This window comes from Microcoleus sp. bin48.metabat.b7b8b9.023 (genome assembly GCF_013299185.1).
Lineage (GTDB): Bacteria > Cyanobacteriota > Cyanobacteriia > Cyanobacteriales > Microcoleaceae > Microcoleus.
The window spans coordinates 184,508-198,057 of sequence record NZ_JAAFKG010000003.1; the positions used below are offsets into that span (position 1 = coordinate 184,508).

Here is a 13,550-nt window from a genome sequence, read left to right on the forward strand (position 1 = left end):
GAACATTAAGCTCAAATCCATATTGAAATTGCGATCGACTTACCTATTAGTTTCTCACGGCAGCCGCGACCCCAGACCGCAAGTAGCTTTGGAAAACCTGGCTCAACTGCTGTCTGATAATTTGGCCCACTCCTTTCCCGCAGTCGCCACCGCCACCCTAGAACTCGGCCCCGCGCCACTCCACGAACAAATTTGCAGTTTTGGCGATCGTACCATGTCCCTAGGATTTACTCAATTGCAAATCCTGCCCGTATTTTTATTACCGGGAGTGCACGTCGCCGAAGACATCCCCGCAGAGGTGGAAATTGCCCAGAAAACTTTTGGTTCCCGGTTAAAAATTGAAGTGCGCCCGCATTTAGGTTCCCAAGTAGCAGGATTAACAAACTTGCTACAAACTCAGATGCAAGAGCTAGCTTTTGTCCCCAATTTGCTATCCCCAAAATGGATTGTACTATCTCACGGCAGCCGCCGCCCAGGAGGTAACTCGACATTTGAACAAATCGCCAGCCAACTCGGTGCCGAGACTGCTTATTGGTCGGTAAAGCCGAGTTTGGAAGAACGAATTGACAGTTTAGTTCGTGATGGACAGCAGCAAATAGGAATTGTGCCATACTTCTTATTTAATGGAGGAATTACAGATGCGATCGCCAAAAATGTCGAGCAGCTACAGCAGCAATTTCCCACGGCAGAACTTCATCTCGCAAATCCTCTAGGCGCCAGTGTAGAATTAGCAGACTTAATTCGGGATTTAATTCACAAATGAATCGCAAAGACACAGAAGAGGTCAAGGAAGCAAGAAAAATGTCTTTAGGTAAAGTGTATTTAGTAGGTGCAGGCCCCGGAGATCCGGGTTTAATGACTTTGAAGGGAAAAGCGCTGTTAGAGTGCGCGGATGTGGTGATTTACGATGCTTTAGTCAGCCCTCAAATTTTGGCAGTCATCAACCCCCAAGCAGAACGAATTGATGCCGGGAAACGCAAAGGCCGCCACTCGTTAATGCAGGACGAAACTACTCAGTTAATGATAGACAAAGCTCAAGATAATGCGATCGTAGTTCGTCTCAAAGGCGGCGATCCGTTTATTTTTGGGCGCGGCGGCGAAGAAATGGAAGATTTGGTGAAAGCTAGAGTTGCGGTGGAAGTTGTACCCGGTGTCACTTCTGGAATTGCGGCCGCAGCCTATGCGGGAATTCCTCTGACGCATCGATCGTACAGTTCGTCAGTCACTTTTGTCACCGGCCACGAATCAGCCGGAAAATATCGCCCGGAGGTTAACTGGCAGGCGATCGCCCGCGGCTCCGAAACCATTGTAGTATACATGGGAATCCACAATTTGCCTCACATTATCGGCGAGCTCACAGCAGCCGAATTGAGCGCAGAAACGCCCGTAGCCTTGGTGCGCTGGGGAACGCGGCCGGAACAAGAAGAATTGATCGGCACTTTGAGTACAATTGTAGAGCAAGTTGAGGCGACTGGATTTGCAGCCCCGGCGATCGCGGTAATCGGAAATGTCGTCAATTTGCACTCTATATTGTCTGGCTGTCGGCCATCTCAGACGGCGGTTGAAACCGCACCTACACAAACGATTTCTGCCTCCGCAGACTGAAAAAAATAAATTAAATCTAACCATCTTTGTCTTGAACCCGCGGAGGCGGGTTTTGTCTGTGTAGACGCGGTTTCTAACCGCCGTGTTTTCGTATATACCCGGTGAGGACTTAGGATAAGAAGGACTAAAGTCCTCACTACAAACCTATTTTCAACGCGCCACCTGCCGCATATATTCCCCCCACAACTGAGCCGCATTTGCACTACCTCCGCCAGTCGGAGAATTATCGTCATTTCCCAACCAAACTCCTGTCACCAGTTGCTGGCTGGGAATATAACCGACAAACCACAAATCTTTATTGTCATTAGTCGTGCCTGTTTTTCCAGCTTCTCCCAAGCCCAAAGCAGCACTGCTGCCCGTACCTCCTCGGACAACTCCTTGCAGCATATCAGTCATCGTATCCGCGACGCCTTCAGAAACTAATTGTCGGTTGGCAATCCCATCTTTTTGATAGTCATAAATCACCCGACAACTTTTAAAATCATTGCGATTTTTGCAATCGCTGCTATCAATAATTCGCTTGATTACGTGGGGGCGATTACCCAAACCTCGGTTAGCTAAAACCCCGAATGCACCAGTCAATTGTAATACATTGACTTCACTTTCACCTAATACTAAACCAGGGGAAGAACGCAGGGGAGATGTAATTCCCAAACGTCTCGCCATTCCTACTACATTGTCTAAGCCGACATCTTGCGCGACTCTCAAAGCAATGGGATTTTCCGACTGTGCTAAACCCCGATACATATCAGCACTACCGCTGGTTCTGGCGCAGCCGTTATAACTTTGTCCGCCCCAAGAAAGCGGCTCACAAGAATAAGTCTTACTGGGTGGGATTCCGCTTTCTAGGGCGGCTGCATAGGTGAAAATCTTAAATGTAGAACCGGGCTGTCTCAATGCTTGCGTTGCCCGATTAAACTGACTTTGCAAGTAATCTACGCCCCCAACTAATGCTAAGACTTCCCCGGTTGTAGAATTGAGAGTTACTACAGCTCCTTGAGAAAAACCTGCATTCGCTCCGGCATTTTCTACGGCATTTTTGAGGGAAGATTCAGCTACTTTTTGCAGGCCGGGATTTAAGCCTGTTTCTACAATAAAATTGCCTTCTCTGGCTAACTGCTCCCCCAGCAAAAACTCCAATTCGTCAAATACATAATTGTAGAAATAAGGCGCGATCGTACTTTGCAGGTATTGGCGGGCTTTGGGATTGATGTCAATTCGCGATCGCCTCGCGCGATCGGCTTCTTCCTGAGAAACCGTCCCCATGGCGCGCATTCGTTCGATTACTCGATCGCGATACTGCACCGCCAACTGATAATTTTGAATCGGATTAAAACTGTTTGGCCCGGGCAAAATCCCCGCCAAAGTCGCCGCCTCCGATAAAGTCAAATCCTTCGCCGACTTGGCAAAATAAAATCGAGACGCATCCTCAAAACCGTAGAGGTCAATTCCCAAAAACACGCGATTTAAATAAGTCAGCAACAGCTCATCTTTGCTGTAATAACTCTCCAGTTTCAAAGCAACTACTGCTTCCCGGAATTTGCGTCCGCCCGAATCTTGAGTACCTACATAATCTCGAAACAAACTCCGGGCTAACTGCTGCGTCAGAGTGCTGCCGCCTTCGCGAATTCCTCCCCCGCGAACGTTGGTTAAAAGTGCTCGCAAAACACCGATCGGATCTACGCCCAAATGCCAATTGTAGCGGCTGTCTTCCGAAGCAAGTACCGCCTTGGATAAATAAGGCGAAAAATCCTGCAATTGCTTCAATTCTAAGTGAGCGTTATTCTGAGGGGGACGCAGCGGAGTTTGTCCGTCGCGGGCGTAAACAATCACGGGGCCGTTGATACTTCTGGGTAGAGGCCGCACTTGAAACTTGGTCGATTCAACACCAACCAAAATAGCTATCAGAGTTGTGATTCCGCTGACACCGTAAAAGCTGTAACGCAAAAATTCTAAATACCAAGGTGGCGGATCTACATACTGAACTCTGACGGCGGCGGCGAGTTCGGGCGGCCCTAATGTGAACACGTCTCCGTGACGGAGGGACATACTTTTAATTCGTCTTTTCCCTCTGTAAATGCCGTTGGTAGAGTCTTCGTCTTTAATTACAAAAGGTGTTCGCCGTCGAGTATCCCGCGACAGGGATAGGTGTACGTGGCTGACAACGGGATTGCGAACTACAATATCTGAAGCTTTGGACGATCGACCTAGCAAATATCGATCGCCCAATAGCGGATAAACCTCAGCTTTAGCCGCACCTGCATCCTGCACCCACAGTTCGGGTACTTTGGCATTCGGTTTCAGGGCTAGCTGGTTAAAATTAACCTTGGCAATTGTCTGGACTGCTTGGGTAATCGCACCCAAGACGGTTTGAGGTTTGCGGGGCGGCTGCGGTGGGGTCATATTTCGCGATGGACTACGATCGAGCGATCGGCTCTTGCACCATTCTACTCGCAACTTTTGGCTATTTTCAGGATCTGTCCCATACTTTGGGCGATCGACCGTCGATGTTAGATTTTAGATTTTAGATTTTAGATTTTAGATTTATACCGTGTCCTGTCAATTACCTAAAATTAAAAAGGTTCGATCGTTCGGACTTTAGTCCTACTAGCGATTCCCAGCAAAATATTATAAATTTCCTAAACAATGAACTGTTTATCTAACATTTATCCTCGATTTATATCATTTATCAAAACTTTTGCTACAAAACAATTGTTCGGATTGTTTGATCGACCTCGATCGAGGCTAATTCTTAGGTACGTAGTTGCGCTTAAGCGCTCCGATCTTAATATATATAGCCATCCTAAATCATTATCACGGGCGGCGAACATAAATGTGATTTCGCCTAAATCAATCAGGGACACGGCTTGACCTAAGTCCCTACAGGTACTCATGAAAATCCTGCGAGGATTGCGATAAGAGCGCTTAAGCGCAACTACGTACCTTTATTTAGTGTGACAGTTGCGTCTAAGACTGAATTAATTAAAACCCCCCTTTTTCAAGGGAGGTTTTAGGCGTAAAATACGCAATCTTGTCCTTACATCGAAGAACCCAAACCGGCATAAGCACCGTAGAAGAAAAGGCTCACAATGCTCAGAGCACCGAGACCTGCGACTGTAGCTACCAGCCACAAAGGAATTCTGCCACTTTCACTAAACATAGCGATCACCTCACTAATTCACAGCTAAACAAATTGGATTGAATCACAGAGATTCAACTGAACCACCAGTTAGTTAAAGAAATAACTGGAGAACAAAATACCCAGGGTAAAAATCAGCAATAAACCCAAATAAAGAGAAGTCCGGTTTAACTCTACCGGCTGCTCGTTGGGATTAGGGGCGCGTTCAGGCATTATAAACTCCTATCGTTGAATAAATTGCATTGCTGCGATCGCGCCCAAAAAGAAAATCGTTGGGACACCTAAAGTATGAACTGCCAACCAGCGTACCGTAAAAATTGGATACGAAATTGGCTCATTGTTTGGCGTTCTGCTCGTCATTTTTCCAAATCCTTGTAAAATTACTTGCCAATGAACTGATCTACTTGTTTCTTAGCTTCAAAGCGATCCGAGATAATCGGAACTTCTTCGCGCTGCTCTGTGAAATACTGGTTAGGGCGAGGAGTTCCGAAAGCATCGTAAGCCAAACCAGTTTGCACAAACAGCCATCCAGCAATAAACAAAGCTGGAATGGTGAGGCTGTGAATTACCCAATAACGGATGCTTGTAATAATGTCCCCAAACGGACGTTCTCCAGTTGTACCGGCCATTTAGAATCCTCCTTTCAACAACAAATCGACAGACAATCTCTATTACTATTCTACTATCAAGCAGCTTGCGCTGAACCTTGATATTTAAGTAGAGTACCGCTCGCACCAATCACGAATCCGCGATCGGGGCCCATAAAGACAATCCTGTAAAAATTAGCAGGAACGTCCTCAACTTCGCGGTCTTTTTGCCAAGTTTTCCCGCCATCCAAACTGCACAGCAAATTGCCGCCGCCGCCGGCTACCCAAACTTCATTATCAGTCCGGTAAGCCATGTCTAGCAAACCCCAACTCGCTTTGCGATCGGGAAAAAACGGTTTTCCCCAACCTTCAGCCTCGGAGGCATCACTAAACTGAATCTGACCGCCCCGGGCGATCATCCACAAACGCCCGTCTTTGGTAAAGCCCATGTTTTGCAAGCGGCGAGAACTGTTGCGGTTGTGGGGTTCCCAAGCTTGTTGTCCTGGTTTCCACACTGAGTAGAAATTACCTTTCGAGGATACCGCAACATACTGCCCGTCTTCCGAGCGGTTGATATTGCGAACTACCCCAAAAGAGTCCTGCACGATCGCTTTCCAATTTTTGCCACCGTCAGAAGTGCGGTAAATCGCGCCTACATCCGTCGTCATATCAGCCGTATTTGGGCCAATAGCGGCGATCGTACTCGGAGAACCTGGTAACTGAGAGCTTAAAGCAATCCGCGTCCAAGACTTGCCCTCATCCTCTGTGTGGAGCAAAATCGAAGGCTGACCGACAATCCAGCCTTCGGAACCGGAAAAACTCACCGACGCAAAACGCGATCTCGGCTCATCTATATCCAGTGCTACTGGCTTCCAGTTAGTCCCGCCGTCGATCGTTTCAAATAGAGTCGCCTCAGAACCAACAACCCAGCCGTGCTGGGCATTTCCCGTAAAGGCAATATCCTGTAAATTAGCTTCCGTCGGCAAGGAAATCACTTGCCAAGGGTTGTAACTCACAGAACCGATCGTGCTGCAACTCGTACAGATGAGTGCAGCCGCCAATAACATTACAATTCGTTGCCAAAATCTCACAATCGTCTTACTGCAAACCATACATACTAAGTAACAACAAGAAACCAACGACCAAGCCGCCAAAAATCAGCAAACTTTTTTGACCTTCAGTCATGCCGTTGACGCCGACACCGTAACGCTGATTTGCCTTAAATCCCGATACCCCTTCCATCTGGCCGAGATTTTGAAACATCGACTTGCGCGCAGCGCAAACTGGACATACCCAAGTCATAGGCAAATCTTCAAAAGCCGTACCCGGGGCAATGTCAATTTTAGGATTGCCCTTTTTCGGATCGTAGACGTAGCCGCAGGCGCGGCACTCGTGCCGATCGAGGGTTTTAGTCTCAGTGGCCGGATCGCTCATAAATCCAAAATTATGGGTCAGCTAACCGTGAAGTACCTCAGCTAAACTTTGCAGCAGTTGGGGCTTCCAACTAAAACTCAGGTTAGGACGGTCTTATTCGTCTTCGAGGTTTCCCGTCTCAACCGCCGATGCCACCGCACATCACAGGGATGTTCGACACAAAGGGTCGGTGGTGGTCTTAATCAGCGTCCACAGGCAGCCACCCGTCTTCCACAGGCAGTTAGAATATCGTTTACCCAATCCTGAGATTGCGGTTTTATTAAAATATACATTAAAAATTATTGCAGAAGATGGACAATTAATCTCGATCGACTCGTAATTTTAGCTACCCAAAATCTATATAATGTGAAGACAAGTTACAAAACCCTTTCACAGAGGCAGTAATTATTCACCGTGTTTGCACTTAGCGGCTACGAGTATTTTTTAGGCTTCCTGTTAATTTCGAGCCTAGTCCCTATCCTCGCCCTCACGGCGTCTAAGGTACTGCGGCCCAAAAGTCGTCCCTACGACCGACGCACTACCTACGAATCTGGCGTCGAGCCGATCGGCGGAGCCTGGATTCAGTTCAACATCCGATATTATATGTTCGCCCTGGTCTTCGTCATCTTCGACGTAGAGACCGTCTTCCTCTACCCTTGGGCGGTAGCTTTCAACCAGCTAGGACTCTTGGCTTTTATCGAAGCCTTGTTTTTTATCACGATCCTCGTTATTGCTCTTGTCTATGCATGGCGCAAAGGAGCCTTAGAATGGTCTTAAGTTCTGACAAATCACAAAAATCGCTAATTGTCAATCCGGCAGAGCGGCCGCAAGTCACATCCGAATTATCCGAGAACGTCATCCTAACCACGGTTGACGACATCTATAACTGGGCGAGACTTTCGAGCCTGTGGCCGCTGCTGTACGGCACGGCTTGCTGCTTCATCGAATTTGCAGCTTTGATCGGATCGCGCTTCGACTTCGACAGATTTGGTCTAGTACCGCGATCGAGTCCCAGACAAGCTGACCTGTTAATCACCGCAGGTACAATTAGCATGAAGTACGCCCCCATCTTGGTGCGGCTGTACGAACAAATGCCCGAACCCAAATACGTGATTGCGATGGGCGCTTGCACGATCACCGGCGGAATGTTCAGCGTAGACTCCCCGACAGCAGTCAGAGGCGTTGACAAACTGATTCCCGTAGATGTGTACATCCCCGGCTGCCCTCCGCGTCCCGAAGCGATTATTGACGCAATTATCAAACTGCGGAAAAAAATCGCCAATGACTCAATGCAAGAACGGGCTAACTTGCTGCCAACTCACCGCTACTACACCAGACCCCACAAAATGAAAGTAGTAGATGACATTTTGGACGGCAAATATTTGTCAGTTCCCGGCCGGATGGCCCCACCGAAGGAATTGACGGAAGCAATGGGAATGCCGGTACCGCCCGCCCTGCTAGCAGGACAAAAACAGGAGGTACAACGTGGCTGAGACAGAAACTTCAATTGTTGAAGCTGGGAAGGTTTCTCAGTGGTTGACTCAGAATGGCTTCGAGCACGAAGCTTTAGCGGCCGATAATTTGGGTGTGGAGATATTAAAGGTCGATCGCGAATTCCTAATTCCGATGTCAACAGCACTGTACGCCTACGGGTTCAATTATATGCAGTACCAGTGCGCCTACGACCAAGGCCCTGGACAAGATTTAGTCAGCGTCTACCACTTGGCTAAATTGACAGATAATGCTTCCCATCCCGAAGAAGTCCGCGTCAAAGTATTCATTCCCCGCGAAGATCCGAGAGTGCCATCAGTCTACTGGATTTGGAAAGCAGCCGACTTCCAAGAACGGGAATCCTACGATATGTACGGCATCGTCTACGAAGGACATCCGAATCTGAAACGGATTTTGATGAACGAAGATTGGGTAGGCTGGCCGTTGCGGAAAGATTATATTTCCCCTGATTTTTACGAACTGCAAGACGCTTATTAAGTGACTTTTGAGTTTTTAGCTCAAAATACAGTTCGTCGTTTTACAAGCACCTACTTCTTTGAGGAGTGGGTGCGTTGTTTTGTGCGTTGTTTTTCGGAAAGGTCGATTCCCTACGGGATAGCTTCGCTTCACGAAACTTTTTGGGATATGATGAAAGTGCGATCGTCAGCTTGCCGCATTTTTAATGTCTGCTTATGCCAAAAAAGATTAGAGAACTCAAAAGCCTGCTGCTCAAAGCTGGGTTTACTTATCGTTCGGCAAAAGGCAGTCATACAAGATGGGTTCATCCTTTACTACCAAATGAACCAATTACCATTGCTGGAAATGATGGCGATGATGCGAAACTGTATTTAGAGAGAGAAGTTAATCGAAAACTTGGAATATTGAAAGCAATTGAAGAAGAGGAATCAGAATCATGAAATTACCTTATATAATTGTTATTCAATGGTCGGAAGAAGATAACTGCTATCTAGTTCACTTACCTGATTTTCCATCTCAGCAGTTCCACACTCACGGAGATACCTACGAAGAAGCTTTGCATAATGCAGTAGAGGTATTAGAGCTTTTAGTTGAAGAATATCAGGCAGATGGTAAATCTCTCCCAGCACCTAAAACTCTAGTAGGAAACTTGCTGTTTGCTTGAATGTAGATTTTGAAGAGCCGGACGCACTTATGAACCTGTTTACCGACTTTGAAGCTCTACAAACTTCTGAAATAGCGGTACTTGAAAACGATAACCTGCTTCAGTCACTTCCAGCACTTCTTTATCCACAAGTCTCTGCCATGAACGACTTTCTGCTACCGATAAAACAGGTTCATAGAGCAATTTATGCAAAAACTCTCGTTCTGATTCCGCGAACTCTTGATAGCGTTCTCGAAATACAACCCCGCCTCGTTCCAAACTTTTGATAATCACAGCCTGCACGTCCTCTGCTGTTAATTGGCTTTGTTTTTCCAGATCTAACCTGGTATTTTCTCTGTTGATTGCATTCAGGCGATCGACAAGCATACAACACATCAATTGTACATAATAAGGCTGACATCGGGTTAAGTAAATAATTTCATCGATCGCACTTTCTGTATAAATTTCGGGAAAATTAGGAACAGGATTCCGAATTAAATCCCGCGCCTCTGATTCCTGCAAATACGTCATCCGTAAAGATTGCGTGTTGATCAAATAATCGCTCCAATACGGATTTAGTTCGTCCAAAGTATGGGAACCGCTGAACAGCAAAATCCAGTTATCGCGGTGCTGTACAATGTAGCGCAAAAAGTTCAAGGGCGATCGGCTTCCGGTATCTGTGACTACTTCCTGCAACCGCTCAAATTCATCCAGACACAACAAAAATCGCTGTCCCGGTGCATTTTTTTCAATTTGCACAAACCATTTTTGGAGAGTCATAAATGGTTCTTTTTTTAGCGATTCTCGGTCAATGGCAGATAATTTCAAATTGCGGTTGCGTCGCGCCTCTTCGATGATGGCATCAGCGATAAACTCGGCTAAACCACTCAAAGTTGTTGCCATTGCTGCCCCCTGAAAGTCGATTAGCAGCGGCACTAATTCTGAGCCAACTTTCTGAGGTAAAAACTTGAGAGTGGAGGTTTTGCCGGTGCGACGACCTCCATACAGCAACAATACAGGTGGTTGAGAGGAAACAGCCAAAGACTCGATTTCTCGAAATACGTCCAAACGCCCTTTGAAGCGACTGTTAGAATTTTCTGGGTTGAGGGCTGGCCCAGCAACATAAACTTGCCGGATTTCTGCTGAATCTAAAGCTGCTTCCTCTAGAGTTTTTCGGGATATTTCTAAGATATCCAGCCACCGCTGCACAATACTTCCAAAGCTAGTTGCTAAAGCTGGATTTTTGTCGAAAACCAGACTGTTTCGTAAACCATTGAGTTTAGTCACAGGTGTGGCCAGCGTTTCATATTGAAGGTAGGCAGAACTAGCATTTTCAGCGGCGCGGACATCTTGGCTGATTGCCAAAAATTCAGGTAGTACGGAACCGATTTCCGCTGGTGGTGGTGAGGGTATCCAGGCAAGTTGTTCGGTAATGGCAACGATATCTTGAGAGTTTTGACAGCGGTTGAGGGTATCAATGGCAATTCCCACCATTGCCTTTAATGCGACTTTCTGTTGGTTAGTTGAGTTAATTAGATAATCGATGGTTTGTTGGGCTGCAACTGGGCTCTGACGATAAGCTTTGACAATAAAAGAGTCTATCAAAGGTATCGGTAAGTGAATTATTTGGTCGAAGTACGGTGGCAGATGCAGCAGCCATTTTGCCTCGTCTCCCTCTGGCACGAAACGTAACAGGAAAAACATCCACAGTAATTCTGGAATCCAGAAATAAACCCGCAAAGTGCCGAGAATGAACGCCACACCCAACGCCACACCCAACCCCACACCCAACCCCACACCTAACCCCACACCGCTCGCCACACCCAACGCCACACCCAACGCCACACCCAACGCCACACCGCTCGCCACACCAATCGCCACACCAATCGCCACACCAATCGCCACACCAAATGCCACACCAAATGTCACACTGGTCGCCACACCGCTCGCCACACCAATCGCCACACTGCTCGCCACACCGAACGCCACACCAATCGCCACACTACTCGCCACACCGCTCGCCACACCGCTCACCACACTGCTTGCCACACCCAACGCCACAACAGAAAACTGAGATTGAAGTAAAGATTGTAGGGGGATGACTTGTAGAATCGATGGCGTTAGTGCAGGTGCGAATCGCAGACCGACACTCATCAAAAACGTGATACTAACAACAATATATAGAAGTTGGGTCAACCTCTTTTGCAAACTGCTATTATTGCTTCGTGCTAACCAGTTTCCCAGGAACCAGCCCATCAAAAAAAGACTGCTCCTCGACCAATTAAATGGTTCAACTGACAGCGAATAAATGATGCCAACTAGCAGTGCAGCTACTACAGGCACTGCTACTGTCAACCACCAAACTTGTCCCGCATACCGCCGCAGCTTAGGATTACCCCTAAACTCCGCCTGCATAGTAAAAGGATTAGTATTGAAACTCAAATCCGGGTGAATTTCCCGCACCCACTCTGCCAAAGTGAAAGGTTTGAAGTAAATCCAGTAGAGCAGCCGAACACATTCAGCTAGATAATTCAAATTCATATTGCTACTAACCATCACACCACTTGCCTAACACCGGACTCAAACTGCCACACAAAAACTTTTTGAACAACTCAAAAAGATTATTTTCAGGAACAATACGGGCGACACACATAATCGCCACAAAGATCAGACTCAGACCCATTATCCAACTAAATATATCACCCAATTTCAACCCAAAGTTTTTAGTTAAATTACCAATCCAAATTGGCATATCCCAGACTAGCCAACGCAGTGACTCCAACAACTTCTGAGGGCGCTTTGGTCGAGCTTGCAATTGTAGAACTGCCCTAACTTGGGATTGAAAATTCTGCTTAGCCCACTTCACACTTTTACGATCTTGTTGTGCTTCCCAGAGATATTTTGCAGCTAATTGCAAACGTACAGGATGCCGTTCTCCCCACTGCAAAGCTAGTTGCTGATTTGCTTCATTTAAAGCGGGTCTAACCCCTGCCATGCCTCTTTGAGGCAGCTTAACCAATGCCTTCGATTCTACTTCGGAAAATTTTTTCAATAAGCACTCTGAACCCACATTAAAAAAAGAAGAAGTAAGTTTATTTTGAGTCCGGTAAAAATCAAGAGGCTCTATAGAAATCAATACCAACATCATTGAACTATTATTGATTAAGGAATGAAGATTATCAAAAAAACCTTCATCAAATTCTTCGCGATAACTCTCTTGAAACACCGCTTCAAATTTATCTATACATAAAACTGGTAATATTTTTTCTTGGTGGCAAAGCTTAATTGCCCGAGCAAAGCTACCGCGATCCCAATCGGGCGCTTGAAAAGCTGTAACTAAATTTTGCTTTGTTTGAATAGCTGGCACCTGGCTCAACTCTCTAGCAACTGTTTGATATAAACTTTTTTCTGTTTGGCATTCACCATCTTGAAATGATAAATAAATAACAGCGTAAGGGCTAGAATTATTTGTAGGAGGATTCTGAATTTGATAAAAACGCCAAAGTAGGGATGACTTGCCAATTTTATGCGGGCCGACAATATTAACGCTGGTTGGCTGCGGGCCTGTCATTTGAGATTGAATAAATCTTAGTTCCTCTTCGCGCCCGACAAAGCAATCGGGGTTTTTCAGCATCGAGGGTGCAGAAAACGGACAAGGAGATGGCGAACGAGGAGCCATAGAGTTATTTGACTAGAGGAGAAGCGGACTCATATATTTATGATACACTAATTTAGTTTGGTGGCACAAACAATAATGGCATTATCGCAGTTTATTCTGTTGGCGGATGCCAGCCAGCACTAACCCACTGACGCCTAACGGTGACAGCAATATGATTATTTAATTGTAGTGCTGTGACTGTCGCGCGACCGCAGTCTGTAACTCCTTTAATTTCTGTGCCTTCTTCACTCCAAGCAAAATGTTCTGACCATTGCTGAGTGCGCGGGTTAAACAACGTAACGCGCGTTTGTGTGACTGGATCTAATGCGTCTGTTTGGATTCCTTTGTAATTATTGCACAGACTACAGGCCAGCCAAAGATTTTCTTCATCGTCAGTGCCACCAACTGCTTTGGGAATAATATGGTCAATTTCCAATATTCCCAGGACATACATTTGTAAACTACGGCAATAACCGCATCGGTTTTGAGCTTGTGCGCGAATTAAGGCTTTAACTTGTTCGGAAACAGCCATTCTAA

Annotated in this window: 17 protein-coding genes; 7 read left to right on the plus strand and 10 right to left on the minus strand. The window is 46.4% G+C overall.

Annotation, left to right across the window (positions count from 1 at the left end):
- Positions 1 to 28 precede the first annotated feature (28 nt).
- Both QZW82_RS03140 and cobA read left to right on the plus strand, forming a co-directional pair.
- On the plus strand, positions 29 to 763 hold the full coding sequence (locus tag QZW82_RS03140; protein ID WP_293144431.1) for a sirohydrochlorin chelatase: 735 nt from the start codon (positions 29 to 31) through the stop codon (positions 761 to 763).
- Positions 760 to 1,605 carry a uroporphyrinogen-III C-methyltransferase gene (gene cobA, locus QZW82_RS03145; RefSeq protein WP_293144434.1) on the plus strand — a complete coding sequence of 282 codons (846 nt, stop codon included), beginning with the start codon at positions 760 to 762 and terminating at the stop codon, positions 1,603 to 1,605. Before QZW82_RS03140 ends, cobA begins: the two co-directional genes overlap by 4 nt.
- 150 nt (positions 1,606 to 1,755) lie before the next feature.
- On the opposite strand, the gene QZW82_RS03150 is transcribed toward cobA, so the two are convergent.
- The 7 genes from QZW82_RS03150 to QZW82_RS03180 all read right to left on the minus strand — a co-directional run bounded on the left by QZW82_RS03150 (position 1,756) and on the right by QZW82_RS03180 (position 6,765).
- Complete coding sequence (locus tag QZW82_RS03150) at positions 1,756 to 4,008, minus strand: transglycosylase domain-containing protein (protein WP_293144437.1); 2,253 nt, start codon at positions 4,006 to 4,008, stop codon at positions 1,756 to 1,758.
- A 634-nt stretch (positions 4,009 to 4,642) separates the two neighbouring features.
- Positions 4,643 to 4,765 carry a photosystem II reaction center protein J gene (locus tag QZW82_RS03155; RefSeq protein ID WP_293144440.1) on the minus strand — a complete coding sequence of 41 codons (123 nt, stop codon included), beginning with the start codon at positions 4,763 to 4,765 and terminating at the stop codon, positions 4,643 to 4,645.
- A gap of 69 nt (positions 4,766 to 4,834) precedes the next feature.
- Entirely contained in the window at positions 4,835 to 4,957 is a 123-nt protein-coding gene (locus QZW82_RS03160) for a photosystem II reaction center protein L (protein WP_293144443.1), read from the minus strand.
- A 9-nt stretch (positions 4,958 to 4,966) separates the two neighbouring features.
- Positions 4,967 to 5,104, minus strand: a complete 138-nt coding sequence (psbF, locus tag QZW82_RS03165; protein WP_006635504.1) for a cytochrome b559 subunit beta — start codon at positions 5,102 to 5,104, stop codon at positions 4,967 to 4,969.
- Positions 5,105 to 5,124: 20 nt separating this feature from the next.
- The gene (gene psbE / locus QZW82_RS03170; RefSeq protein WP_293144446.1) at positions 5,125 to 5,373 is read right to left on the minus strand and encodes a cytochrome b559 subunit alpha; all 249 of its coding nucleotides are present in this window, start codon (positions 5,371 to 5,373) and stop codon (positions 5,125 to 5,127) included.
- Between the two features lie 56 nt (positions 5,374 to 5,429).
- Positions 5,430 to 6,443 (minus strand): photosynthesis system II assembly factor Ycf48, encoded by a 1,014-nt coding sequence (locus QZW82_RS03175; RefSeq protein WP_293144449.1) that lies wholly within the window; start codon positions 6,441 to 6,443, stop codon positions 5,430 to 5,432.
- Positions 6,430 to 6,765, minus strand: coding sequence for a rubredoxin (locus tag QZW82_RS03180; RefSeq protein WP_293144452.1), 336 nt, complete (start codon positions 6,763 to 6,765; stop codon positions 6,430 to 6,432). The genes QZW82_RS03175 and QZW82_RS03180 overlap by 14 nt, the downstream gene beginning before the upstream one ends.
- Before the next feature lie 393 nt (positions 6,766 to 7,158).
- Here QZW82_RS03180 and ndhC point away from each other — a divergent pair, with 393 nt between their 5' ends.
- From ndhC to QZW82_RS03205, 5 genes are all read left to right on the plus strand, one after another.
- Positions 7,159 to 7,521, plus strand: a complete 363-nt coding sequence (gene ndhC, locus QZW82_RS03185) for a photosynthetic/respiratory NAD(P)H-quinone oxidoreductase subunit C (protein ID WP_006635500.1) — start codon at positions 7,159 to 7,161, stop codon at positions 7,519 to 7,521.
- On the plus strand, positions 7,512 to 8,237 hold the full coding sequence (gene ndhK, locus QZW82_RS03190; RefSeq protein ID WP_293144455.1) for a photosynthetic/respiratory NAD(P)H-quinone oxidoreductase subunit K: 726 nt from the start codon (positions 7,512 to 7,514) through the stop codon (positions 8,235 to 8,237). Before ndhC ends, ndhK begins: the two co-directional genes overlap by 10 nt.
- On the plus strand, positions 8,230 to 8,733 hold the full coding sequence (locus QZW82_RS03195) for an NAD(P)H-quinone oxidoreductase subunit J (RefSeq protein ID WP_293144458.1): 504 nt from the start codon (positions 8,230 to 8,232) through the stop codon (positions 8,731 to 8,733). The genes ndhK and QZW82_RS03195 overlap by 8 nt, the downstream gene beginning before the upstream one ends.
- 194 nt (positions 8,734 to 8,927) lie before the next feature.
- The gene (locus QZW82_RS03200) at positions 8,928 to 9,152 is read left to right on the plus strand and encodes a type II toxin-antitoxin system HicA family toxin (protein ID WP_015176846.1); all 225 of its coding nucleotides are present in this window, start codon (positions 8,928 to 8,930) and stop codon (positions 9,150 to 9,152) included.
- Entirely contained in the window at positions 9,149 to 9,376 is a 228-nt protein-coding gene (locus QZW82_RS03205) for a type II toxin-antitoxin system HicB family antitoxin (RefSeq protein ID WP_293144463.1), read from the plus strand. The genes QZW82_RS03200 and QZW82_RS03205 overlap by 4 nt, the downstream gene beginning before the upstream one ends.
- Positions 9,377 to 9,415: 39 nt before the next feature.
- On the opposite strand, the gene QZW82_RS03210 is transcribed toward QZW82_RS03205, so the two are convergent.
- The 3 genes from QZW82_RS03210 to QZW82_RS03220 all read right to left on the minus strand — a co-directional run bounded on the left by QZW82_RS03210 (position 9,416) and on the right by QZW82_RS03220 (position 13,545).
- On the minus strand, positions 9,416 to 11,911 hold the full coding sequence (locus tag QZW82_RS03210) for a sulfite exporter TauE/SafE family protein (RefSeq protein WP_293144466.1): 2,496 nt from the start codon (positions 11,909 to 11,911) through the stop codon (positions 9,416 to 9,418).
- Positions 11,904 to 13,034, minus strand: a complete 1,131-nt coding sequence (locus QZW82_RS03215) for an ATP-binding protein (protein WP_293144469.1) — start codon at positions 13,032 to 13,034, stop codon at positions 11,904 to 11,906. The genes QZW82_RS03210 and QZW82_RS03215 overlap by 8 nt, the downstream gene beginning before the upstream one ends.
- A gap of 91 nt (positions 13,035 to 13,125) precedes the next feature.
- Positions 13,126 to 13,545, minus strand: a complete 420-nt coding sequence (locus QZW82_RS03220) for an HNH endonuclease signature motif containing protein (protein ID WP_293144472.1) — start codon at positions 13,543 to 13,545, stop codon at positions 13,126 to 13,128.
- Positions 13,546 to 13,550 lie beyond the last annotated feature (5 nt).

What these genes read in the sequence shown, in the direction of transcription:
- cobA (WP_293144434.1), top strand. Translation starts at nt 760, where the DNA reads ATGAATCGCAAAGACACAGAAGAGGTCAAGGAAGCAAGAAAAATGTCT.
- QZW82_RS03150 (WP_293144437.1), bottom strand. Translation starts at nt 4,008, where the DNA reads ATGACCCCACCGCAGCCGCCCCGCAAACCTCAAACCGTCTTGGGTGCG.
- QZW82_RS03155 (WP_293144440.1), bottom strand. Translation starts at nt 4,765, where the DNA reads ATGTTTAGTGAAAGTGGCAGAATTCCTTTGTGGCTGGTAGCTACAGTC.
- QZW82_RS03160 (WP_293144443.1), bottom strand. Translation starts at nt 4,957, where the DNA reads ATGCCTGAACGCGCCCCTAATCCCAACGAGCAGCCGGTAGAGTTAAAC.
- psbF (WP_006635504.1), bottom strand. Translation starts at nt 5,104, where the DNA reads ATGACGAGCAGAACGCCAAACAATGAGCCAATTTCGTATCCAATTTTT.
- psbE (WP_293144446.1), bottom strand. Translation starts at nt 5,373, where the DNA reads ATGGCCGGTACAACTGGAGAACGTCCGTTTGGGGACATTATTACAAGC.
- QZW82_RS03175 (WP_293144449.1), bottom strand. Translation starts at nt 6,443, where the DNA reads ATGGTTTGCAGTAAGACGATTGTGAGATTTTGGCAACGAATTGTAATG.
- QZW82_RS03180 (WP_293144452.1), bottom strand. Translation starts at nt 6,765, where the DNA reads ATGAGCGATCCGGCCACTGAGACTAAAACCCTCGATCGGCACGAGTGC.
- ndhK (WP_293144455.1), top strand. Translation starts at nt 7,512, where the DNA reads ATGGTCTTAAGTTCTGACAAATCACAAAAATCGCTAATTGTCAATCCG.
- QZW82_RS03200 (WP_015176846.1), top strand. Translation starts at nt 8,928, where the DNA reads ATGCCAAAAAAGATTAGAGAACTCAAAAGCCTGCTGCTCAAAGCTGGG.
- QZW82_RS03205 (WP_293144463.1), top strand. Translation starts at nt 9,149, where the DNA reads ATGAAATTACCTTATATAATTGTTATTCAATGGTCGGAAGAAGATAAC.
- QZW82_RS03210 (WP_293144466.1), bottom strand. Translation starts at nt 11,911, where the DNA reads ATGGTTAGTAGCAATATGAATTTGAATTATCTAGCTGAATGTGTTCGG.
- QZW82_RS03215 (WP_293144469.1), bottom strand. Translation starts at nt 13,034, where the DNA reads ATGGCTCCTCGTTCGCCATCTCCTTGTCCGTTTTCTGCACCCTCGATG.
- QZW82_RS03220 (WP_293144472.1), bottom strand. Translation starts at nt 13,545, where the DNA reads ATGGCTGTTTCCGAACAAGTTAAAGCCTTAATTCGCGCACAAGCTCAA.